This is a genomic window from Pelomonas sp. SE-A7 (assembly GCF_030345705.1).
Taxonomy (GTDB): domain Bacteria; phylum Pseudomonadota; class Gammaproteobacteria; order Burkholderiales; family Burkholderiaceae_C; genus JAUASW01.
Genome location: NZ_JAUASW010000001.1, coordinates 2,203,600 through 2,223,731, shown reverse-complemented (window position 1 = coordinate 2,223,731; position 20,132 = coordinate 2,203,600). Strand labels below are relative to the sequence as shown.

General features: G+C 67.5%; 22 protein-coding genes, 1 tRNA gene and 1 riboswitch. Of the genes, 9 read left to right on the top strand and 14 right to left on the bottom strand.

Features of this window, described 5'->3' with window-relative positions:
• From hisH to QT382_RS09990, 6 genes are all read left to right on the top strand, one after another.
• On the top strand, positions 1-651 hold the full coding sequence (gene hisH / locus QT382_RS10015; RefSeq protein WP_289253886.1) for an imidazole glycerol phosphate synthase subunit HisH: 651 nt from the start codon (positions 1-3) through the stop codon (positions 649-651).
• 86 nt (positions 652-737) lie between these two features.
• The gene (hisA, locus tag QT382_RS10010) at positions 738-1,490 is read left to right on the top strand and encodes a 1-(5-phosphoribosyl)-5-[(5-phosphoribosylamino)methylideneamino]imidazole-4-carboxamide isomerase (protein WP_289253885.1); all 753 of its coding nucleotides are present in this window, start codon (positions 738-740) and stop codon (positions 1,488-1,490) included.
• The gene (gene hisF / locus QT382_RS10005) at positions 1,490-2,251 is read left to right on the top strand and encodes an imidazole glycerol phosphate synthase subunit HisF (protein ID WP_289253884.1); all 762 of its coding nucleotides are present in this window, start codon (positions 1,490-1,492) and stop codon (positions 2,249-2,251) included. Before hisA ends, hisF begins: the two co-directional genes overlap by 1 nt.
• Positions 2,248-2,808: a 16S rRNA (guanine(966)-N(2))-methyltransferase RsmD gene (gene rsmD, locus QT382_RS10000; RefSeq protein WP_289253883.1), complete on the top strand. Its 561-nt coding sequence runs from the start codon at positions 2,248-2,250 to the stop codon at positions 2,806-2,808. The genes hisF and rsmD overlap by 4 nt, the downstream gene beginning before the upstream one ends.
• Positions 2,805-3,314, top strand: a complete 510-nt coding sequence (coaD, locus tag QT382_RS09995) for a pantetheine-phosphate adenylyltransferase (protein ID WP_289253882.1) — start codon at positions 2,805-2,807, stop codon at positions 3,312-3,314. Before rsmD ends, coaD begins: the two co-directional genes overlap by 4 nt.
• Before the next feature lie 10 nt (positions 3,315-3,324).
• On the top strand, positions 3,325-3,579 hold the full coding sequence (locus tag QT382_RS09990; RefSeq protein ID WP_289253881.1) for a YfhL family 4Fe-4S dicluster ferredoxin: 255 nt from the start codon (positions 3,325-3,327) through the stop codon (positions 3,577-3,579).
• Between the two features lie 7 nt (positions 3,580-3,586).
• Here QT382_RS09990 and QT382_RS09985 read toward each other — a convergent pair whose 3' ends face one another.
• The 14 genes from QT382_RS09985 to QT382_RS09920 all read right to left on the bottom strand — a co-directional run bounded on the left by QT382_RS09985 (position 3,587) and on the right by QT382_RS09920 (position 17,879).
• A complete protein-coding gene (locus tag QT382_RS09985; protein WP_289253880.1) occupies positions 3,587-5,146 on the bottom strand; it encodes a DUF3369 domain-containing protein in 1,560 nt (519 codons plus the stop codon).
• A 49-nt stretch (positions 5,147-5,195) separates the two neighbouring features.
• Entirely contained in the window at positions 5,196-6,677 is a 1,482-nt protein-coding gene (locus QT382_RS09980; RefSeq protein ID WP_289253879.1) for a cobyric acid synthase, read from the bottom strand.
• Positions 6,670-7,476 (bottom strand): ABC transporter ATP-binding protein, encoded by an 807-nt coding sequence (locus tag QT382_RS09975; RefSeq protein WP_289253878.1) that lies wholly within the window; start codon positions 7,474-7,476, stop codon positions 6,670-6,672. The genes QT382_RS09980 and QT382_RS09975 overlap by 8 nt, the downstream gene beginning before the upstream one ends.
• Positions 7,473-8,468 carry a FecCD family ABC transporter permease gene (locus tag QT382_RS09970; protein ID WP_289253877.1) on the bottom strand — a complete coding sequence of 332 codons (996 nt, stop codon included), beginning with the start codon at positions 8,466-8,468 and terminating at the stop codon, positions 7,473-7,475. Before QT382_RS09970 ends, QT382_RS09975 begins: the two co-directional genes overlap by 4 nt.
• A gap of 4 nt (positions 8,469-8,472) precedes the next feature.
• Positions 8,473-9,363 carry an ABC transporter substrate-binding protein gene (locus QT382_RS09965; RefSeq protein ID WP_289253876.1) on the bottom strand — a complete coding sequence of 297 codons (891 nt, stop codon included), beginning with the start codon at positions 9,361-9,363 and terminating at the stop codon, positions 8,473-8,475.
• A 30-nt stretch (positions 9,364-9,393) separates the two neighbouring features.
• Positions 9,394-11,289, bottom strand: a complete 1,896-nt coding sequence (locus QT382_RS09960; RefSeq protein WP_289253875.1) for a TonB-dependent receptor domain-containing protein — start codon at positions 11,287-11,289, stop codon at positions 9,394-9,396.
• Positions 11,290-11,368: 79 nt separating this feature from the next.
• Positions 11,369-11,610: riboswitch (cobalamin riboswitch) on the bottom strand.
• Positions 11,606-12,046: a hypothetical protein gene (locus QT382_RS09955; RefSeq protein WP_289253874.1), complete on the bottom strand. Its 441-nt coding sequence runs from the start codon at positions 12,044-12,046 to the stop codon at positions 11,606-11,608. Its footprint overlaps the riboswitch before it by 5 nt.
• Positions 12,043-12,708: an aminoacyl-tRNA hydrolase gene (gene pth / locus QT382_RS09950; RefSeq protein WP_289253873.1), complete on the bottom strand. Its 666-nt coding sequence runs from the start codon at positions 12,706-12,708 to the stop codon at positions 12,043-12,045. The genes QT382_RS09955 and pth overlap by 4 nt, the downstream gene beginning before the upstream one ends.
• A gap of 85 nt (positions 12,709-12,793) precedes the next feature.
• Positions 12,794-13,417, bottom strand: a complete 624-nt coding sequence (locus tag QT382_RS09945) for a 50S ribosomal protein L25/general stress protein Ctc (RefSeq protein WP_289253872.1) — start codon at positions 13,415-13,417, stop codon at positions 12,794-12,796.
• Positions 13,418-13,531: 114 nt separating this feature from the next.
• On the bottom strand, positions 13,532-14,494 hold the full coding sequence (locus QT382_RS09940) for a ribose-phosphate pyrophosphokinase (protein WP_289253871.1): 963 nt from the start codon (positions 14,492-14,494) through the stop codon (positions 13,532-13,534).
• A 76-nt stretch (positions 14,495-14,570) separates the two neighbouring features.
• A tRNA-Gln gene (locus QT382_RS09935) sits at positions 14,571-14,647 on the bottom strand.
• Positions 14,648-14,687: 40 nt separating this feature from the next.
• Positions 14,688-15,593 carry a 4-(cytidine 5'-diphospho)-2-C-methyl-D-erythritol kinase gene (gene ispE / locus QT382_RS09930; protein WP_289253870.1) on the bottom strand — a complete coding sequence of 302 codons (906 nt, stop codon included), beginning with the start codon at positions 15,591-15,593 and terminating at the stop codon, positions 14,688-14,690.
• Between the two features lie 4 nt (positions 15,594-15,597).
• Positions 15,598-16,146: an outer membrane lipoprotein LolB gene (locus QT382_RS09925; RefSeq protein WP_289253869.1), complete on the bottom strand. Its 549-nt coding sequence runs from the start codon at positions 16,144-16,146 to the stop codon at positions 15,598-15,600.
• Complete coding sequence (locus tag QT382_RS09920) at positions 16,146-17,879, bottom strand: tetratricopeptide repeat protein (RefSeq protein ID WP_289253868.1); 1,734 nt, start codon at positions 17,877-17,879, stop codon at positions 16,146-16,148. The genes QT382_RS09925 and QT382_RS09920 overlap by 1 nt, the downstream gene beginning before the upstream one ends.
• Before the next feature lie 76 nt (positions 17,880-17,955).
• Here QT382_RS09920 and mutM point away from each other — a divergent pair, with 76 nt between their 5' ends.
• From mutM to QT382_RS09905, 3 genes are read left to right on the top strand one after another with little or no spacing between them, the layout of a single operon-like run.
• Positions 17,956-18,774: a bifunctional DNA-formamidopyrimidine glycosylase/DNA-(apurinic or apyrimidinic site) lyase gene (gene mutM / locus QT382_RS09915; protein WP_289253867.1), complete on the top strand. Its 819-nt coding sequence runs from the start codon at positions 17,956-17,958 to the stop codon at positions 18,772-18,774.
• On the top strand, positions 18,771-19,790 hold the full coding sequence (gene mutY / locus QT382_RS09910) for an A/G-specific adenine glycosylase (protein ID WP_289253866.1): 1,020 nt from the start codon (positions 18,771-18,773) through the stop codon (positions 19,788-19,790). The genes mutM and mutY overlap by 4 nt, the downstream gene beginning before the upstream one ends.
• A gap of 24 nt (positions 19,791-19,814) precedes the next feature.
• A complete protein-coding gene (locus QT382_RS09905; RefSeq protein ID WP_289253865.1) occupies positions 19,815-20,123 on the top strand; it encodes a hypothetical protein in 309 nt (102 codons plus the stop codon).
• Positions 20,124-20,132: the final 9 nt, after the last annotated feature.

Below are 20,132 nucleotides of genomic sequence, written 5' to 3'. Positions count from 1 at the left end.
ATGAGCAAGCGAACGGTCGCGGTCGTTGACTACGGCATGGGCAATCTGCGCTCGGTCTCGCAGGCCGTGCTGCATGCGGCGGGTGACACCGGCTACGAGGTCGTGATCACCTCCAGGCCCGAGGAAGTCTTCGCCGCCGAGCGCGTCGTGCTGCCGGGCCAGGGCGCCATGCGCGACTGCATGCGCGAGCTGGGCGATTCCGGCCTCAAGGAGGCGGTGCTCGACGCCGCGACCCACAAGCCGCTGATGGGTGTCTGCGTGGGCATGCAGATGCTGCTGGACCACAGCGAGGAACAGGACACGCCCGGTCTGGGCCTGATCCCCGGGCAGGTCCGGCGCTTCCAGCTTGAGGGACAGTTGCAACCCGATGGCAGCCGCTACAAGGTGCCCCAGATGGGCTGGAACCGGGTGCAACAGGCCCGTGCCCATCCGGTCTGGCAGGGCGTGCCGGACGGCAGTTGGTACTACTTCGTCCACAGCTACTACGCCCAGCCGTCGGACCCGCGCCACAGCGCCGGCGAGACCGACTACGGCCTGCGCTTTACCTGCGCGGTGGCCCGGGATAATATTTTCGCGACCCAATTCCACCCCGAGAAAAGTGCTGCGCTGGGGCTCGCCCTGTATCGCAACTTCCTGCTCTGGAAGCCCTGACGAGGATCCATCACTCCTCCTAACCGCACTTTTCCGCGCCTCGTTTTCCTTCCCCCACCTTCCCCCCACTTCTTTGCATTTCGGCCATGCTGCTGATTCCTGCGATCGATCTCAAGGACGGACGCTGCGTGCGTCTGCAACAGGGCGACATGAACGCCTCCACCACCTTCGGCGAAGACCCGGCCGCGATGGCCCGGCGCTGGCTGGACGCCGGCGCGCGGCGCCTGCACCTGGTCGACCTGAACGGCGCCTTTGCCGGCAAGCCGGTCAACGAGCCGGCAATCAAGGCCATCCTGAAGGAGGTCGGTGACCAGATTCCGGTGCAGCTGGGCGGCGGTATCCGCGACCTGGACACCATTGAGCGCTACCTGGATGACGGCATCTCCTACGTCATCATCGGCACGGCCGCGGTCAAGAACCCGGGCTTTCTAAAGGACGCCTGCTCGGCCTTCGGTGGCCACATCATCGTGGGCCTGGACGCCAAGGACGGCAAGGTCGCCACCGACGGCTGGAGCAAGCTGACCGGCCATGAGGTGATAGACCTGGCGCGCAAGTTCGAGGACTACGGCATCGAGGGCATCATCTACACCGACATTGGCCGCGACGGCATGCTCAGCGGCGTCAACATCGAGGCCACGGTCAAGCTGGCACAGGCGCTGTCGATTCCGGTGATCGCCTCGGGCGGACTGTCCAACATCGCCGACATCGAGGCGCTCTGCGCGGTCGAGAGCGAGGGCGTCGAGGGCGTGATCTGCGGCCGTGCGATCTATACCGGCGACCTGGACTTCGCGGCCGCCCAGACCCGCGCCGACGTGCTGAGCGAACAGGCTGAGTCCTGATGCTGGCCAAGCGCATCATTCCCTGCTTGGACGTCACCGGCGGCCGGGTGGTCAAGGGGGTCAACTTCCTGGAGCTGCGCGATGCCGGCGACCCGGTGGAAATCGCGGCCCGCTACAACGAGCAGGGCGCCGACGAGCTGACCTTCCTGGACATCACGGCCACCAGCGACGGCCGCGACCTGATCCTGCACATCATCGAGGACGTGGCCTCGCAGGTCTTCATTCCGCTGACCGTGGGCGGTGGCGTGCGCGAGGTGGCCGATGTGCGGCGCCTGCTCAATGCCGGGGCCGACAAGGTCAGCTTCAACTCGGCCGCCGTGGCGCGGCCCGAGCTAATACGCGAGGCCTCGGACAAGTACGGCGCGCAGTGCATAGTCGTCGCCATCGACGCCAAGCGGCGGGCCGATGGAACCGGATGGGATGTCTACACCCACGGCGGCCGCAAGAACATGGGCCTGGACGTCGTGCAATGGGCGCGCCAGATGGCCGAGTTCGGCGCTGGCGAGATCCTTCTGACCAGCATGGACCGGGACGGCACGCGCAGCGGCTTCGACCTGGAACTGACCCGCGCGGTCAGCGATGCGGTCAGCGTGCCGGTGATCGCCTCCGGCGGGGTGGGCTCGCTGGACGACCTGGCCGACGGCATCCAAAAGGGCGGCGCCGACGCGGTGCTGGCCGCCAGCATCTTCCACTACGGCCAGCACACGGTGGGCGAGGCCAAGGCCTTGATGGCAGCACGCGGCATCGCCATTCGCCAATGAACGAGATTCGTATCAACGGCGGCCAGTGGAAGCGCTCCAAGCTGCCGGTGGCCGACAAGCCGGGCCTGCGCCCGACGCCGGACCGCGTGCGCGAAACCCTTTTCAACTGGCTGGGCCAGGACCTGGACGGCTGGCGCGTGCTGGATGCCTTCGCAGGCAGTGGCGCGCTGGGTTTCGAGGCCGGTTCGCGCGGCGCATCCGAGGTGCTGCTGCTGGAGCGCGACGCCGAGCTGGCCCGCAGTCTCAATGCCAGCAAGGCCAGGCTCAAGGCCGAGTGCCTGAAGGTGGAATGCTGCGATGCGCTGGCCTGGATGAAGCGCTCGGCGCCGGCGCGCTTCGAGCTGGTGCTGCTCGATCCACCGTTCGGCCAAAACCTGTTCGAACCCGCACTGGCCGCCGCGGCGCCGCTGCTGGTGGAGGGCGGCTTCCTCTACCTGGAGGCGCCCGAAGCCATCACGCCGGCGCCCGCGCTGAGCCTGGAGCCCTGGCGCTCGGGCAAGGCCGGGGCCGTGCATTACGCGCTGTTCCGGCGCGCCGCTGATAATCCGGCCTCATGACCTCAGTCACCGTCCTGACCGCCGTCTACCCCGGCACCTTCGATCCCATGACCCTGGGCCATGAGGACCTGATGCGCCGGGCCAGCCGCTTGTTCGAGCGCCTGGTCATCGCCGTGGCCGCGGGCCACCACAAGCGCACCATGTTCTCGGTCGAGGAGCGGCTGGAGATAGCGCGCGAGCTGGCCGCCAAGTACCCCAACGTCGAGGTGATCGCCTTCCGTGGCCTGCTGCGCGACTTCGTGGTCCAGCATGGTGGCAAGGTGGTGGTGCGGGGCCTGCGTGCGGTCAGCGACTTCGAATACGAGTTCCAGATGGCCGGCATGAACCGCAAGCTGATGCCCGAGGTCGAGACCGTGTTCCTGACACCCTCGGACCAGTTCCAGTTCATCTCGGGCACCTTCGTGCGCGAGATCGCCAGCCTGGGCGGCGATGTCTCGCAGTTCGTCTCGCCTTCGGTGCGTGAGCGGCTCGAGGAACGGATCAGCAAGGGCCGCCCGGCGGAGTGAGGCACAAGCCATGGCCTTGATGATCACGGACGAATGCATCAATTGCGATGTGTGCGAGCCCGAGTGCCCGAACCACGCGATCTCGATGGGCGAGGAGTACTACCAGATCGCGCCGGACAAGTGCACCGAATGCGTGGGCCATTTCGAGGAGCCGCAGTGCGTGGCTCTGTGCCCGGTGGCCTGCATTCCCGTCAACCCGGCCCATGTGGAAAGCCGCGAGACCCTGATGCAGAAATACCTGCGGCTGACCGCGGCGCCGGTCTGAGGCCTGCTCAGCCGGCCAGCTCGGTGTCGGGGAAGCGCTCGTAGATTGCGTGGACCGCATCCAGTCGGTCCAGCAGCATCTGCACCAGGCCCGGATCGAACTGCAGGCCGGCCTGTTCCTTGACGTAGCCGAGCGCCGCGTCGAAGTTCCAGGGTTCCTTGTAGCAGCGGCGGCTGACCAGGGCGTCCAGCACGTCGCTCAGGGCGACGATGCGGCCGGCGATGTGGATCTGCTCGCCGGCCAGGCCGCGCGGATAGCCGGCCCCGTCCCAGCGCTCATGGTGCTCGTGGGCAATGATGGCGCCCAGCTGCAGGATGCGCTTGTCGCTCTTGTTCAAGAGCTCGTAGCCGATGCGGGCATGGGTCTTCATGATTTCCCATTCCTCCTCATCGAGCTTGCCCGGCTTGTTCAGCACCCGGTCCGGTATGCCAATCTTGCCGACGTCGTGCAGCGGCGCCGCCTGGCGCAGAAACTCCACGTCGCTGCTGCGCAGGCCGGCCGCCTCGGCCAGCAGGGCCGCCAGCTCGCCGACGCGTCGTACATGGGCGCCGGTCTCCTTGCTGCGCTTCTCCACCGCCTCGCCAATGATGTAGACGGTGGAGCGCTGGGTATCCTGGATTTCCTCGCGCAGCAGCAGGCTCTCGTAGGTGATGGCCACGTTGGCGCAGAAGATTTCCAGCAGCTCGCGTGCGCTGGCGTCCACCGGTTCGGAGAACACCATGTAGAGCAGGCTCTCGTTGCCGGTGCTCGAACGGTAGTAGCCCACGCAGCGGTGCGGTTCGAAGAAGCTCTGCTGCTCGCGCAGCGCCCGGTCCAGCGCCTCGCGCACGTCCAGCGGCAGGGTGTTCAGCTCCTCGTCGACCAGCAGGCGTGAATATTCCGAAGTGGCGGCCAGCACCTTGAGATGGCCTTCCATGTGCGAGGCCGCATAGGCCGACACGCGGCTGGCACACAAGCCCTGCGCCTCGTAGCCCAGCAGATGGGCCACCTGCTCCAGCACGGCCGAGGCGAAGCGGCGCAGATTGTGCGAGTCGTAGACCCGGGTGATGGCGTCTATCGAGCGGCGCAGCGCCAGGCGCGACTGCTCGATGATCATGATGTCGCGATAGGAGCGCAGCGCGGTGTAGAAGACGGTGATCAGCTTGCGCTTGGTGAGCTCGGTCTTTTCCTTGTAGTCATTGATGTCGTAGCTCTTGATCACATGCTCTTCGGGCGCCTGGCCCGGCTGGCCGGTACGCAGCACGATGCGCACATGGTGGTTGTCGAGGTCGCCGCGGATGTAGCGGGCCAGTTCCAGGCCGGCATGCTCGGTCTCCATCACCACGTCCAGCAGGATCAGGGCGATGTCCTGGCGGGTGCCGAGCAGTTCCCTGGCTTCGGCGGCGCTGTAGGCGTCCAGGAACTGCAGCCGGCGGCCTGCGAACTCGAAGTCCGACATCACCAGCTGGGTGACCTGGTGCACGGCCGGATCGTCGTCGACGATCATGACCACCCAGGGGTCTAGCACCTTTATTGCCGAACCGGCAGGCACCTCGGGTGCCTCGTCGGCGAACACCATATCGGTCATCGTGTCCCCCATCGCGCTGTGTCGATTATTACCACAGCGAGGACGCGCTTCATGAAAGTGTAGGAAGGGTTCCCCCCAGCAGGGCGGCCAGACTGCCCGGCTGGAAATGCCGATCCAGATAGTCGGCCAGCCCCTCGAACACCTGCTCCAGGTCCGGAGCCTCCTGGCCGAACAGGGCCCGCAGCACTGCGGCCTGCTCGAAAAGCCCGTGCGCATAGCAGCCCAGGACCGAGCCCTGTTGCCAGCCTATGACCTCGCCCTCGGCCGTTTTCAGGGCCGGGAGGGCGTTCGGCAGGTCGGGATGCTGGGCCGTGCGGCCCTGACGGATCTCGTAGCCGCGCGCCTCGATGCCAGCCAGCGCCTGCCAGGGCGTGGCGAGCCCGGTGACAAAGCGCAACTCGGCCGGCCGCAGCAGCTTGTCGGGATCGTACTGCGTGACCAGGGGCAGCAGGCCCAGGCCCGGCGCATTGCCATCCAGGCCATGCGGGTCGAGCAGGGCCTCGCCCAGCATCTGCAGGCCGCCGCAGATGCCCAGCACCGGCTTGCTCGCGGCCGCATGGGCGTTGATCACGGCATCCAGCTTCTGCGCGCGCAGCCAGGCCAGGTCGGCGGCCACCGACTTGGAGCCGGGCAGGATGATCCAGTCGGCTTCCTGCAACTGGCGCGGCTCGCGCGCCCAGACCAGGCGCACGCCCGGCGTGTTGCGCAGCGGCTGGAACTCGTCGAGGTTGGAGATGCGTGGGTAGGCGACGACTGCGATGCTCAGGCCCGAACCAGTCGCACGGTCATCAAAGATGCCATCCTCTTCAGGCAGTCCATGGCCGCGCCACATCGGCAGCACGGCCAGCGTCGGCACGCCGGTCATCGCTTCGAGTTGCTCGGGCCCGGGCGACAGCAGGCTGGCATCGCCACGGAAACGGTTCAGCACGAAGCCGCGGAGCAGGGCGCGCTCATTCGGCGGCAGCAATTGATGCGTGCCGTAGAGATGGGCAAAGGCGCCGCCACGGTCTATGTCGGTCACCAGCAGGCAGGCGGCGTTCGCCTCCAGCGCGGTGCGCATGTTGACGAAGTCGTTGGCGTGCAGGTTGATCTCGGCCGGCGAGCCGGCACCCTCGATCACGACGATCTCGTTCTCCTGCATCAGCTCATGCAGGGCCGGCCGGGCCGCCTTCCACAGCGCCTCGCTGCGCTCCCGCCAGGGCATCCTGGACAGGGCATCGTCAACCTGGCCCAGCAGCACGACCTGCGAAGCGGTATCGGCCTCGGGCTTGAGCAGCACCGGGTTGTGCCTGACCTCGGGCGCGCAGCGCGCCGCCAGGGCCTGGAAATACTGGGCGCTGCCGATCTCGCCGGCACCGCCGCCCGGGCCCTGGACCACGCGGGCGTTGTTGCTCATGTTCTGAGCCTTGAACGGCGCGACCTTGTAGCCCTGGCGGGCATACCAGCGGCACAGGGCCGTGGCCAGCCAGCTCTTGCCGGCGCCGCTGGTTGTGCCCAGCACCATCACGGCGCGTGCGCGGTGCTCAGTCATGATGCCGGCCATGCAGCGGCAGCACATTGCTGGCCGACGGCTGCGGCGTTGCGGGCAGGGCGACCCATTGGCCTTGCAGCTCGAACAGCTGCAGCCGGTGCTGGAAGACTTGCTGGAGTGCCGCACGGGTGGCGGCCTCCGAGGGTGCTCCGAAGTGGACCGTTCGTCCGGCCTCCATGATCAGCATGCGGTCGGCCTGCAGCGCGATGTTCAGCTCATGGAGCACCGACAGCACGGTGGTTCCGGCGGCCGCGCGCTCGCGCACCAGGGCCAGCCAGTCGGCCTGGTGCGGCGGGTCCAGATGGGCGAGCGGCTCGTCCATCAGCAGCAGCGGCGATTCGGTGGCCAGGGCGCGGGCCAGCAGCACGCGCTGGCGTTCGCCGCCGGAGAGCTGGTTGAGCGGCCGCTCGCGCCAGTCCCAGCACTGGGTCTGGCGCATCGCACGCTCGACGGCCTGCTGGTCGACCGCGGAAGGTGGCGCCAGCCAGGCCTGGTGGGGCAAGCGGCCCAGCATCACGACCTCGCGGGCCAGCATCTCGTCGGTGCTGGCTTCGTTCTGGCCCAGCCAGGCCAGGGTCAGCGCCCGCTCGCGGCGTGACCAGTCGGCCAGCTCGCGGCCCTGCAGCACGATGCGGCCTTCGCAGGGCAGCAGGCCGGCCAGTGCCTTGAGCAGCGTGGACTTGCCGGCGCCATTGGGGCCGACGATGGCGGTCCAGCCGCCGGCCAGCTCCAGGCTGCAGTCGCCCAGCACGGTCTTGCCGCCGAGGGCCAGGTGGCGGATCTTGGCGGCGACCCTCATGCGCGGCGCTCCTGCAGCAGGCCGCGGCGACGCATCAGCTTGAGCAGATAGGCACCGCCCAGCAGCGAGGTGACTATGCCGACCGGCAGCTCCTGCGGCGCGACTATCCAGCGCGCAATGATGTCGGCCGCCAGCAGCAGGTCGGCGCCGGTGCAGGCGGCCAGCACCAGCAGCCAACCGTGGCTGCAGTGCAGGCGACTGCGCACCAGGTGCGGAGCGACCAGGCCGACAAAGGCGATCAGTCCGGCCTGTGCCACGGCAGCGCCGGCGCACAGCGAGATCGTGGCGACCAGCAGCAGACGAACGGCAGCCAAGCGCACGCCGAGGCTCTGGGCCGTGTCGGCGCCCAGCGTCAAGGCATCGAGCGAGCGGGCGGCGCCCAGGCTGGTCAAGAGGGCCAGCAAGAGCACCGGCGCCATCACGCCCACGCTCTGCCAGCTGAGGAAACCGGTGCTGCCCAGCATGAAGGCCTGCATGGGGCGCAGGATGTCGGGCACGGTCAGCGACAGCATGGAAGTGGTCGCACCCAACACCACGCCGACGATGACGCCGGCCAGCAGCAGCCTCATGGTCTGCTCCAGGCCCTGGGCCAGCAGCAGGGTCAGGACCACGGCAGCGATCGCGCCGAGGAAGGCCGCACCGGTCAGGCCCAGCTTCAGCCCCCAGGCTGCGGCAGCGGGCGAGACGCCCAGCGCCACCAGCAGCAGCGCCACGCCCAGGGCCGCGCCACTAGAAGCGCCGAGCAGATAGGGATCGGCCAGCGGATTGCGGAACAGGCCTTGCGCCACGGCACCGGCCAGGCCCAGCAGGCCGCCGGTCAGCCAGGCGCCCAGCGAGCGGGGCAGGCGGATCTCCCAGAGGATCTGGCGGCCCACGGCATCGTCAGCAGCGGGCAGGGCCAGGCCTTCGCTGCCCACGCCGACGCCCAGCACCAGCAGGCCGGCGGCGATCAGCAGCAGGGTGACGAGAAGGAGCAGAGCCTTGCGGGACATGGGATCAACCCTTGCGAGTGGCCAGTTCCTTGAGGCAGCGCAGCACGGCCTGGGCGCCTTCGCCTATCCGGGGGCCAGGTCTTGCCATCAGGTCGCCCTCGGCCGGCGTGAAGCTGCAGACGCGCTGATCGCGCAGCGCAGCGATGTTCTGCCAGCCGGGTCGGTCCACCAGCTTCTGGGCATTGCGCTGCGAAACCAGGATCAGCTGCGGGTCGGCCCGCACGACGAATTCGGGGTTGAGCTTGGGGAAGGGGCCCAGCGTAGCGGGCACGATGTTGCGCAGCGTCAGCCGGGCCAGGATCTCGCCGCTGAAGGAGATCTCACCAGCGGCATAAGGCGCGCTGTCGACCTCGTAGTAGACGCGCAGGCCCTTCATGGCATCAGGCACCTCGGCTGCTGCTGCAGCGAGCTCACGCTCCATGCGCTCCTTCAGGCGAGGCGCGGCATCGCTGCCGAGCAGCTTGCCCAGCGTGTCCATGTGGCGGCGCACATCGGCCAGGCTCAGTGTGTCCAGCACCACGGCCTTGACGCCCAGCGCGGCGAGCCGGTCATGCAGGCGCGAAGAGGGGCTCAGCAGGACCATGTCGGGCCGCAGCGCGACTATGGCCTCGACCGAGGCGTCGTCCAGCGCGCCCAGCTTGGGCAGCTTGGCGATGCTGGCAGGGAAATTGGCATAGCGGTCCACGCCCACCAGGCGCTCGCAGGCGTCCAGCGCGCAAACCAGCTCGGTCAGCGAGGGCAGCAGGGAGACGATGCGCCGGGGCGTATCGTTCCACTGCTGGGTGCGGCCCAGGTCGTCGGTGACGCTGACCGGGGCCGCCCGGGCCGGGCCCAGGAGAAAGCTGGCGGTGAGCAGGCTCAGCGCGGCGATGAAGGCCTTGTAGCGGTGCTTCACTGTGGTCTCTCCAGGGTCGGCGGCTGTGGCTTACAGCGAAGGCGTCCAGCGCAGGCCGACGAAGGCCTGACGCGGGCCGGTGGCATAGCCGTTGGCGTACTGGTACTTGCGGTCGAAGGCATTGTCCAGCTTCAGCTGCAGGCGCAGTTCCTTGGTGAGGCTGTATTGCGCGTCGAGGTTGAGCAGGGTGTAGCCGCCCAGCCAGACCGTGTTGGCCGCGTTGTCGAAGCGATGGCCGCTGGCCAACACCTGCGCGCCCAGTTCCCAGCCGGCCACCGAATAGTCGGCGCGCAGCTTCAGCTGTTCCTTGGAACGGCGGGCCAGCAGCTTGCCGTAGCTGCTGGTGCTGCTGACGTCCTTGGGTGCCTGCAGGTCCAGCGTGCCGGAGAGGCGCAGCGGGCCGAACGAGCTGGCGGCGCTCAGGCTGAGACCTTGCAGGCGGGCCTGGCTGACGTTCTCGTAGCAGCCGAACTGGTTCGGGCACTTCTTGGGATCGGCGGCGCCGAAGATGATCAGGTCGTCGATCAGGTTGCGGTAGGCGGTCAGGCCGAAGCTGGTGCCGCCGGCCTCGTAGCGCAGGCCAACTTCCTTGTTCTGGCCATGCTCGGCCTGCAACTGTCGGTTGCCGTAGGGGCTGAAGCGCTGGTACAGCGTGGGCGCGCGGAAGGCCGTGCCCAGCGAGGCCTGGACGCTCCACTGCGGCGTGAAGCGGAAACCGCCGGCCAGGCTGCCGGTGGTGCTGCCGCCGAATTCGCTGTCGCTGTCATGGCGGGCATGGACCTGGAACGAGAGCGGACCCGAGCCCCAGACATAGCCGGCACCGAAGGCGTTCTGGTGGCGGTCGGCGCTGCCGGGTGTGGGGCTTTGCGGCAGGCTGGTGTTCAGCAGTTTGTCTTCGCGGCGCTCGACCAGGGTGTTGAGCTGGCCCTGGCCCAGGCGCAGGCTAAGGTTGGCCGTGTAGGAACGGATGCGGGTCTCGGTCAGGTAGACGCTGGGGCTGGTCTCGTAGCGGTCCACCGATTCGCCGATCGAGACTTCGCTGCTCAGGTCCTTGCTCCACAGCGAGCTCCAGGAAAGGCGGTCGGCGCGCATGTCGTTGCGCGTGAGGTCGTCGGTCTTGGGCTTGGCCGAGGCGTCGTACTGCGCCTTCATCTTGTTCTTCAGGCCGACGAACTCCAGGCGCTGTTCCTTGCTCAGCTGCAGGCCCAGGCGGGCGCTGCCGCTGGTGGTCTTGTAGCCGTCGGCATCGGGCGTGAAGGTGGCATCGGTGGTCGGGCGCGAGTTGAAGCCGTCGCTGCGCTCGTTCGACAGCGACAGCGCGTAATCGAAGAGGCCGAAGTTGCCGAAGGCACTGGCGTCGACCTTGCGGGTGCCCAGGCTGCCGGCGCCGACGCCGAGATCCAGCTGGGGCTTGCCATTGCCCTTGCGGGTGAAGATCTGCACCACGCCGCCGATGCCGTCGGAGCCGTAGACCGCGGCACCCGGGCCGCGGACGATCTCGACGCGCTCGATCTGCGACAGCGGGATCGCGTTCCAGCTGGCACCGCTGCTGGCCTGCGAGTCGAAACGCACGCCGTCGATCAGCACCGTCGTGTGGCGGGTCTCGGCGCCGCGCACGAACATCGAGGTCTGGGCGCCGGGGCCGCCGGTGCGGACGATCTCGAAGCAGGCCTGGCTGCGCAGCAGGTCGGCCAGCGTGCCCAGGGCCTGGCGTTCGATGTCGGCGCGGGTCAGCACGGTGACGTCGGCCAGCACGTCGGCCAGGCGCTGCGGGCTGCGGGTGGCGGTGACGACCACCGAGTCCAGCTTGTTGGGCGTGCTGGTCTGGGCGGTGGCATTCAGGCTCGCGAGGGCGGCGAGGGCGAGGGGCGTGGCGCGCAGCGATGCGGCGAGCGAGCGCACTTGGCGCTGGGACTTGGAAGACATGAAAGAAAAAATCCGAAATACAGCCAGTGGCCAGCTTCCCCGCAGGCCCCTGTGAACCGATGCCGTCGACGCTTGCGGCGCGACGCATCACCTGTTGGCCGGTATCCGGGCTGGTGGTCTGCATTCCCGAATCCTTCCCAGCGCTGCAGCGCCAGTGGATTGATGTATCGGGAACGGGAAGCCGGGCGGCTTCGACCACTTACCGTTGCGGGGACAGCTCAGGTTGGCTTGCCGCTCCGAAGGAGGGCCGCTTCCTGATTCCCGTTTAACTGCCCTGGCCAGGAATGGCCGCGGGCGAGCACCAACGGGCGCGATTCTAGCGGGGTGCCGAGGCGCCCTGCGCTGGATGCGGGGCTTTCTTGCGCTGGGGCAAGGCCTTGACGGCTTTCTGTGCCGGAGCGCTGGCGGACACCGGAGCAGGCCGGGCCAGTCCGTCGATGCGGCCCGGCCCTGCCTGCTGCTTGCGCTGTGCGGCCTCGCTGCGCAGGCGTTCGCGCTCCATCATGTCGGCCTGGCGCTCGATCTCGAGAGCCTGCTGCTGGGCCGCGCGCTGCTGGCTGCCGGACGGCTGGTCGAAGCGCACCGCCTGGGCCGGCGCCGAGGCCTTGTCGGCACAGGGGCTGTCCTGCAGCTGGCGCCCCTCCGGGCCGCAGCGATAGACCCGGGCCTCGCGGGGCGAGGTCTGCGCCGGTGCGCTGCTGCTGAGGACTGCGAGGAGCAGGGGGTACAGCAGAGCGACAACCGGCGGCTGGGTCATGGCGTGGTCTCTGAGGTCGAAGAAGAAGAAGAAGACGGCGGGGCCGGGGGGGCCGGCGCGGGCTTGGGCGGCTTGGGCCGTGGCGGCTTGGCGTGGATCTTGGTCAGGGCCTTGTCGAGATCGCCGGCCAGCATCAGCGGCAGGGCTTCGTAGGACTTGGCGATGCAGTCCTCCACCGCCTGGCGCTCGGCCAGCGGCGGCTTGCGCAGCACGAAGTTGGCCACTTCGGCCTTGTGGCCCGGATGGCCGATGCCCAGGCGCAGCCGCCAGAAATTGGCGCTGCCAAGCGCGGCCTGCATGTCCTTCAGCCCGTTGTGGCCGCCGTTGCCGCCGCCGAGCTTGAACTTCATCTGGCCGGGCTCCAGGTCCAGCTCGTCGTGGATGGCCAGGATCTCCTCCGGCGCGATCTTGAAGAAGCGCGCCAGCGCCGCCACCGACTTGCCCGAGAGGTTCATGTAGGTCATGGGCTCGAGCAGCCAGATCGGGCCCGGCGCGCCGGGCGCGTTGTTCACCCGGGCCACCAGTCCGTGGTAGCTGCGGTCCACCTGCAGCGAACAGCCCAGGCCGCGGGCTACGCCGTCTATCCACCAGAAGCCGGCGTTGTGGCGGGTGTCTTCGTATTCGGGGCCCGGGTTGCCCAGGCCGACAAGGAGGCGAATCATGGGGAGCGATTATCGAGTCGTCACAAATGAAAAAAGGCCCTGCATCGCAGGGCCTTCCTTCCAAGAGCTGAGCTCGGGCGAAGAATTACTTCTTGCCCTTCTTGCCCTTCTTGTCGTCGGCGGCCGGAGCGGCAGCCACGACGATTTCCTCGGCCACCGGCTCGACCGGGGTCGCAACCACCGGGTTCGGCTTACCGTGGGTCACGACCTTGATGCCGGCCGGGATCTTCACGTCGTTGACATGCAGCGAGTGACCCTTGGTCAGGTTGCTCAGGTCCACTTCGATGAACTCGGGCAGCTGCTGGGCCAGGCAGGTGATCTCCAGCTCGGTGATCACGTGGTTGACCGTGCACTTGTCGGTCTTGACGGCCGGCGAGTTCTCTTCGCCGATGAAGTGCAGCGGGATCTTCTTGGTGATCTTGGTGGTGCTGTCCACACGCTGGAAGTCGATGTGCAGGACTTGCGGCTTGTAGGCGTGCATCTGGAAGTCACGCAGCAGAACCTGCGACACGGCGCCGTTCAGTTCCATCTCGAGGATGGTGCTGTGGAAGGCTTCCTTCTTCAGGGCATGGAACAGCGCGTTGTGGTCCAGTTCGACCAGGGCCGGCTCACCAGCGCCATAGACGATACCGGGCACCTTGCCGGCGATACGCAGGCGGCGGCTCGCTCCGGTCCCCTGCAGCTTGCGCTCAAAAGCGACGAATTTCATAGCTAACTCCAAAATGACGAAGCACCCCCATGGCGCTCCGGTTGCAAGGCCCGCGACCAGGCTCTTGCGTTGACGGCCGCCGCTGTTGAGGGCGTCGGCCGGGTTCGAATGCGATCAGAAGTTGTTGTTCTGCTCGCTAAACAAGGACGTCACCGACTCGCCGTCAGAAATGCGGCGGATGGTTTCAGCGAACAGGAAGGCGACCGACAGCTGGCGGATGTTGCTGCAGGCCTTGGCCGCGTCGTTCAGCGGAATGGTGTTGGTGATCACCACCTCGTCCAGTGCCGAGCCCTTGATGCGCTCGATGGCGGGGCCGGACAGGATGGGGTGGGTGCAATAGGCGAACACGCTCTTGGCGCCGCGGTCCTTCAGGACTTCGGCCGCCTTCACCAGGGTGCCGGCGGTGTCGATCATGTCGTCCATGATCACGCAGTTGCGACCGTCGATCTCGCCGATCACGTGCATGACCTCGGAGACATTGGCGGCCGGACGGCGCTTGTCGATGATGGCCAAGTCGCAGCCCAACTGCTTGGCCAGCGCGCGGGCACGGACCACGCCGCCGACGTCGGGGCTGACCACGACCAGGTTGCTGTAGTTGCGGGCCTTCAGGTCCGACAGCAGGACCGGGCTGGCGTAGATGTTGTCGACCGGGATGTCGAAGAAGCCCTGGATCTGGTCGGCGTGCAGGTCCATGGTCAGGACTCGCTCGACGCCCACGGTTTCAAGCAGGTTGGCCACGACCTTGGCCGAGATCGGCACGCGCGTGGAACGCGGGCGGCGGTCCTGGCGGGCATAGCCGAAGTAGGGAATGACGGCGGTGATGCGGCGGGCGCTGGCGCGCTTGAGCGCATCCACCATCACCAGCAGCTCCATCAGGTTCTCGTTCGTGGGAGCGCAGGTCGGCTGGATCACGAAGACGTCGCGGGCGCGGACGTTCTGCTGGATCTCGACCGCGACCTCACCGTCCGAGAAACGGCCGACCGAAGCCTTGCCGAGCTCCAGGCCCAGATGGGTGGCGATTTCTTGGGAGAGAACCGGGTTCGCATTGCCGGTGAAGAGCACGGTGTTCAGCAGCACAGGCCATCCTTAGATGTATGTGGCCCTGTGCCGAACCAGCTTGTCCGGCTTGGGTCCGGGATCAGACTAAAAACTTTGGCAGGGGAGGAAGGACTCGAACCCTCGCATGTCGGAATCAAAATCCGATGCCTTGACCAACTTGGCGACTCCCCTACACAGGACACTGCAGAGCTGCAGCACCCCTGAATCTTGCTCAGCCTGCCCAACCGCTCAGCGGATGCTGGTTCAGACTGCGGCAGATCTTTCCAACCCATCCTGCAGGAAGGTCTTTCTCCTGCAGCATTGTCGCCATGGATTGGAGCGACTTGCCTTCTTCCCCGTCCACTCTGGCGAACACCGCACTGCCCGAGCCCGTCATCCGGCTGTTGCCGAAGCGGTCTTGCAGCAGCTGCAGCGCCTGACTCACTTCGCCGCTGAAGGCCTCTGCCGGGGGTTGGAGGTCGTTCCTACCGAATCCCTGGCAAAGCCATTCCTGGCTTGCTTTGTCTTCGCTGCCGTCGTGTGCAGGAAAGCCCGCTACTATAGCCACAGATTCGGACCTTGCCAAGAGCGGACTCGAAAAAATTTCCTTGGTGGGGATGGAGATTGTCGGCTTGACGATGGCAAACCACTGCTCGGGCAGGCTGATCGGATGCAGGACTTCGCCAATGCCTTCCACAAAGGCATTGCTGCCCCCGAGAAAGAAGGGCAGGTCGGCGCCCAGGCTCAGGCCCATCGGCAGCAGCCGGGCCAGCGGCCAGTTCAGGTCCCACAGGCGGTTCAGTGCCAGCAGGGTCGAAGCCGCGTCGGACGAGCCACCGCCCATGCCGGCGCCCGAGGGCAGACGCTTCTCGATGTGGATGTCGACACCCCGTGTGCAGCCGCTTTCGCGTTGCAGCAGGCGTGCGGCGCGCAGGCACAGGTCGTCGGCCGGCAGCGGATCACCTTGGTCATGGCGCAGCAGCTGGCCGTCATCACGGCGCTCGAAGTGCAACGTGTCAGCCCAGTCGACCAGGGCGAAGATGGACTGCAGCAGGTGGTAGCCGTCGGGCCGTTTGCCGACCACATGCAGGAACAGGTTCAGTTTGGCCGGGGCCGGGACGTCGTAGAGCGCGCGCATGGCCTCATTGTCCCGTGGCCGAAGGCTCGACCCGGGCGCGCAGCACCACCTCGGTCGGCTCGCTGCGCCGGGCGACGATCAGGCCCTTTTCGGCGAAGCCCGCCAGATCGACGGTCCAGCCGAGCTGGCGGAAGCCTGGCGTGTCGCCCGCCAGGGGTTCGCTGGGTGCGTCCGGCCAGGGCCGGCCTCGCAGCCAGTCGAACAGGGCGGCGACCGGAATCGATTCGCCCAGCAGGTCGTAGGTGAGGCTGTCGAGGTCGGGATAGCGGCGCTGCTCGCGCGGCGTCTGCAGCAGCACGGACTGCCCATCCCAGCGTGTGCGGGCCACCAACTGCCCCAGCGGACTGGACAGCTCCAGTTGGCCGGCGCGCGGCGTGCCCGTCAATTCGAAACTGGCGTTGCCGCCCTGATCCTTGCCCGTGACCTTGACGCTGAGCTTGCCGCTGAAGCTCTGGGCATCGGCCTGGGGGGGCAGCGGCGGTGGCTTGTCGTTGATGCTGGCACAGCCTGCCAGCGCCGCGGCGAGCGCGGCGGTCAACAGACGACGCCGCATCAAGGCTTGGCCTTCAAGCGCAGCTGGGTTTCGCGAAGCGCCTCGTTGCCGGGGTCGCGCTTGCTGCCTTCGGCCCAGACTCGCCGGGCCTCGTCCTGCTGCTGGTTGATCCACAGAACCTCGCCCAGGTGTGCGGCGATCTCGGCATCGGGCCGCGACTGATAGGCCTGTCGCAGCAGCTTCAGCGCCGCCTCGTGATTGCCGAGCCGGTATTCGACCCAGCCCATGCTGTCCACGATGAAAGGCTCGTTGGGTGCGTACTGCAGGGCCTTGGCGATCAGTTCCCTGGCCTCGGCCAGCCGCTCCTTGCGATCCGCCAGCGCATAGCCCAATGCGTTGTAGGCGTGGTAATGCTCGGGCTTGAGCGCGATCACTCGGCGCAGCAGGGCTTCCATCTGTTCCAGGCGCCCCAGCTTCTCGGCTGCCATGGACTGCTCGTAGATCAGGTCGACGTCGTTCTCGAAGCGCTGGTTGGCTTGCTCAAGCACCTCGTAGGCCTGCTTCCATTGCTGCGCCTCGCGCAAGAGCTGAGCCTCGGCGACCAGCTTGTTGCGCCCATCTTCTTCGCGGGTTTCGGCCTGGGCCTGGATCAGCTTGCGGGCCTGGTCCAGCTTGCCCTGGCGCGCCAGCAGCGAGGCGCGGCGGTAGGTGGTCTCGGTGGACCGCTGCGGGTTGTCGACCTTGGCCAGCCAGGTCTCGGCCGCCTTGAAGTCGCCCCGCATCTCCGCAGCCTGGGCCAGCTGAAGCCAGGCCTGCTGCAGGGCCTCCTGGGTGTCGAAATCCTTGTCGGCCGGCAGCTGCTCGATGCGCTTGATGAACTCGTTCAGCGCCAACTCGGCCGCTTCGGGATGGCGCAGGTCCAGCTCCAGCGCGCCCAGCGCATACCAGGCCGAGGGCAGCTCGGGCGAGCGTTGCGTGACCATGCGGAACTCGCGTGCCGCGTCGGCACTGCGCTGCGAACGGGCCAGGGCGCGGCCATAAGCCTGGCGAACCGAATGGGCGTCGGGATGTCCCTTGAGATAGTCGGCGACCAGGCCCTCGGCCTCCTCTCTGGCCTGCATCAGCTCCAGGGCCAGCAGCGCGGGCTCTTCGGCGTTGGGCGCGGCCTTGGCGGCCTGGCGAACCAGCTCAAGAGCCCGGCCATGCTGTTCAGCTACTGATGCCAGGCGACCGTTGACCAGCAGTGCGATCAGCCGAGTGGCCGGTTCTCGGGCCTGCTCTTGCAGGAGGGGCTCGACGGCTTCGAGCACCTTGCGGGGCTCTGGGGAGCGCTGGAACAACCTCGGCAGCGAGGCCAGCACACCGGCGCGCTTGTCTTCGGGCGTCAGGTTCAACAAGGAGCGCAGGGGGGCTGTGATGTCGGCTGGCCGGTTCAACAATGTGACCAGCTGCAGCGTCATCTGCTGGGCTTCGACCGATTCGGGCACGGACTCGCGCCAGGCTCGGGCCGCCGTCAGCGCCTGATCGCCGGCGCGGGCCTGCAAGGCGATGTCGACCACGCGGCGGAACAGCGCTTCGTCGCCGGTGCGACGGGCGGCATCCAGCAGCACCTGGAAGGCCACGCCTGGCTGGCCCGAGCGCAGCTCCATCTCGCCGACCAGCAGTTGGTAGAACAGGGGGGCGTCCAGCTCCGAATTGGTCGGCGGCACCGGATTGGCCTGGGCCAGCGAGCTGCCGAGCAGGGCCGCGATCAGGGCCAGCCTGAGCGGGGCGGGGCGGAGGGACTTGGGCATGGAAGCTCCTGGGATCCGAACGGGTTCCGGCCGATTCTAGGGAGGCTCTGTAAAGCCGCCATTTATCATCCGCGCCATGCCGGAATTGCCCGAGGTCGAAGTCACCCGCCGCTCGTTTGCTGAGGCCATTGCGGGCGCCCGCGTCGAGAGCGTCCGGCTGGGCAAGCCACTGCGCTGGCCGCTGGGCGTGGACCCGGCGAAATTGCGCGGCCAACGCGTCGGCGAGGCGCTGCGGCGCGGCAAATATCTATGGCTGCCGCTGGAGCAAGGCGGCCTGCTGATGCATCTCGGCATGTCGGGTTCGCTGAACTTTTCGCCCGGCAGTTCATCAGCCCCTGGGCTGCACGACCATTTCGACCTGCAGACCAACCGCGGCCTGCTGCGGCTGACCGATCCGCGCCGCTTTGGCGCCGTGGTCTGGTCGCCAGGGCTGGATGAGGATCCGGCCGCCAAGCTCCTGGCCGGCCTGGGCTTGGAGCCCTTTGATCCGCGCTTCGATGGCGGCTGGTTGCATGCCGGCCTCGCCGGACGGCGGGTAGCCGTCAAGCTGGCCCTGCTGGCCGGCGACATCGTTGTAGGTGCCGGCAATATCTACGCCTGTGAGGCGCTGTTCCGCGCCGGCATCGACCCGCGCATGCCGGCCCAAAAGCTGAGCCGGCCACGCTGTGCCCGCCTGGCGGATGCGGTGCGTGCCGTGCTGGCCCAGGCTCTGGAGGCCGGCGGCACCACGCTGCGAGATTTCAAGGACGCCCATGGCGTGGCCGGCAGCTTCCAGATGCAGGCCGAAGTCTATGGCCGCGAAGGCCAGGGCTGCCTGCGCTGCGATGGCGTGATTCGGCGCATCGTCCAGGGCCAGCGATCGACCTTCTTCTGCCCCTCATGCCAAAAACGATGAGCAGCCAGCTGCCGACCGAGTTCGGCCCCTTGCTCGTGGCCTGGCAGCGAAAGCATGGCCGCCATGAACTGCCCTGGCAGAACACTCGCGACCCCTACCGCGTCTGGCTCAGCGAAATCATGCTGCAGCAGACCCAGGTGACGACGGTGCTGGGCTACTACCAGCGCTTCCTGCAGCGGTTCCCGACCGTGGCCGAGCTGGCTGCGGCATCGCTCGATGAGGTCCTGACGATGTGGCAAGGCCTGGGCTACTACAGCCGGGCGCGCAATCTGCATCGCTGCGCACAGTCCGTGGCGGCGCGGGTCGACGGCAAGTTTCCTCCCACCGCGGCCAAGCTGGCCGAGCTGCCTGGCATAGGCCGCTCGACGGCTGCTGCCATCGCCGCGTTCTGCTACGGCGAACGGGTCGCCATCCTCGACGGCAACGTGAAGCGCGTGCTGTCGCGACTGCTGGCCTTCGAAGGCGACCTTGCAAGCGGCACGCAGGAAAAGCTGCTGTGGAAGCAGGCCGAGGCGCTGCTTCCATGCAAGGACATTTCAGCCTACACGCAGGGCCTGATGGACCTTGGCTCGGGCATCTGCACGACTCGCTCGCCGCAATGCCTGCTGTGCCCGGCCTCGGAGCTCTGTGCGGCGCGGGCCGCCGGCGAGCAGGAGCGCTTTCCGGTGCGTACCCGCAAGCTCAAGCGGGGTCGGCGCGAGAACTGGTGGCTGTGGCTGGAGAACCCGGCCGGCGAGGTGCTGTTGCAGCAGCGGCCGGAAAGCGGTGTCTGGGCCGGTCTGTGGACCTTGCCGCTCTACGACGACGAGGCCAGCCTGGCCACGGTCACGGCCGGCCTGAGCAGCGAGCCGCTGCCGCGCATCGAGCATGCGCTGACCCATTTCGACTGGGTGTTGCATCCGCGCCGGGCCCTGATGACTCAAGGCATTGGAGAGCTGCCGCCCGGAGAATGGGTGGCTCGCGAGCGGCTGGTCGAATATGCTCTGCCCGCTCCGCTGAAGAAGCTGCTCGGCTGAGCCCGCACAACAAGAGGATCGACCATGAATGCCGCCGTCAAGAATGCCATCGAATCCGCGCTGATCGCCCTGGTGGTGGCGGCCGCCTGCATCTGGCTGCTGGCCAGCGGCGACGACCTCTCCGAATTCAAGACCGTGATGTTCGGCGCGGGCATTGCGGCGGCCGGCGTGGCTCATTTGTTCTTCATGACCCAGGCGATCAAGCAGAGCGGCCGCGAGCCGCTGCGCTGGGTGGCCCTGATGGTGCTGACCATGCCCATTGGTTCGGCCATTGCGCTGGCCATCCTGGTGTCGGAAGCGCGGAAGAACGGCAGCGCCCAGCAGGCCGGCTGAGTGGCCTGC

Bases quoted from the DNA above. Each gene is read 5' to 3' on its own strand.
- QT382_RS09985 (WP_289253880.1), bottom strand. From the start codon at position 5,146: ATGACCGATATGGTGTTCGCCGACGAGGCACCCGAGGTGCCTGCCGGT.
- QT382_RS09990 (WP_289253881.1), top strand. From the start codon at position 3,325: ATGGCCTTGATGATCACGGACGAATGCATCAATTGCGATGTGTGCGAG.
- QT382_RS09980 (WP_289253879.1), bottom strand. From the start codon at position 6,677: ATGACTGAGCACCGCGCACGCGCCGTGATGGTGCTGGGCACAACCAGC.
- QT382_RS09975 (WP_289253878.1), bottom strand. From the start codon at position 7,476: ATGAGGGTCGCCGCCAAGATCCGCCACCTGGCCCTCGGCGGCAAGACC.
- QT382_RS09920 (WP_289253868.1), bottom strand. From the start codon at position 17,879: ATGCCCAAGTCCCTCCGCCCCGCCCCGCTCAGGCTGGCCCTGATCGCG.
- coaD (WP_289253882.1), top strand. From the start codon at position 2,805: ATGACCTCAGTCACCGTCCTGACCGCCGTCTACCCCGGCACCTTCGAT.
- hisF (WP_289253884.1), top strand. From the start codon at position 1,490: ATGCTGGCCAAGCGCATCATTCCCTGCTTGGACGTCACCGGCGGCCGG.
- rsmD (WP_289253883.1), top strand. From the start codon at position 2,248: ATGAACGAGATTCGTATCAACGGCGGCCAGTGGAAGCGCTCCAAGCTG.
- pth (WP_289253873.1), bottom strand. From the start codon at position 12,708: ATGATTCGCCTCCTTGTCGGCCTGGGCAACCCGGGCCCCGAATACGAA.
- QT382_RS09945 (WP_289253872.1), bottom strand. From the start codon at position 13,417: ATGAAATTCGTCGCTTTTGAGCGCAAGCTGCAGGGGACCGGAGCGAGC.
- mutM (WP_289253867.1), top strand. From the start codon at position 17,956: ATGCCGGAATTGCCCGAGGTCGAAGTCACCCGCCGCTCGTTTGCTGAG.
- QT382_RS09955 (WP_289253874.1), bottom strand. From the start codon at position 12,046: ATGACCCAGCCGCCGGTTGTCGCTCTGCTGTACCCCCTGCTCCTCGCA.
- QT382_RS09960 (WP_289253875.1), bottom strand. From the start codon at position 11,289: ATGTCTTCCAAGTCCCAGCGCCAAGTGCGCTCGCTCGCCGCATCGCTG.
- QT382_RS09925 (WP_289253869.1), bottom strand. From the start codon at position 16,146: ATGCGGCGTCGTCTGTTGACCGCCGCGCTCGCCGCGGCGCTGGCAGGC.
- QT382_RS09905 (WP_289253865.1), top strand. From the start codon at position 19,815: ATGAATGCCGCCGTCAAGAATGCCATCGAATCCGCGCTGATCGCCCTG.
- ispE (WP_289253870.1), bottom strand. From the start codon at position 15,593: ATGCGCGCGCTCTACGACGTCCCGGCCCCGGCCAAACTGAACCTGTTC.
- hisH (WP_289253886.1), top strand. From the start codon at position 1: ATGAGCAAGCGAACGGTCGCGGTCGTTGACTACGGCATGGGCAATCTG.
- mutY (WP_289253866.1), top strand. From the start codon at position 18,771: ATGAGCAGCCAGCTGCCGACCGAGTTCGGCCCCTTGCTCGTGGCCTGG.
- QT382_RS09970 (WP_289253877.1), bottom strand. From the start codon at position 8,468: ATGTCCCGCAAGGCTCTGCTCCTTCTCGTCACCCTGCTGCTGATCGCC.
- hisA (WP_289253885.1), top strand. From the start codon at position 738: ATGCTGCTGATTCCTGCGATCGATCTCAAGGACGGACGCTGCGTGCGT.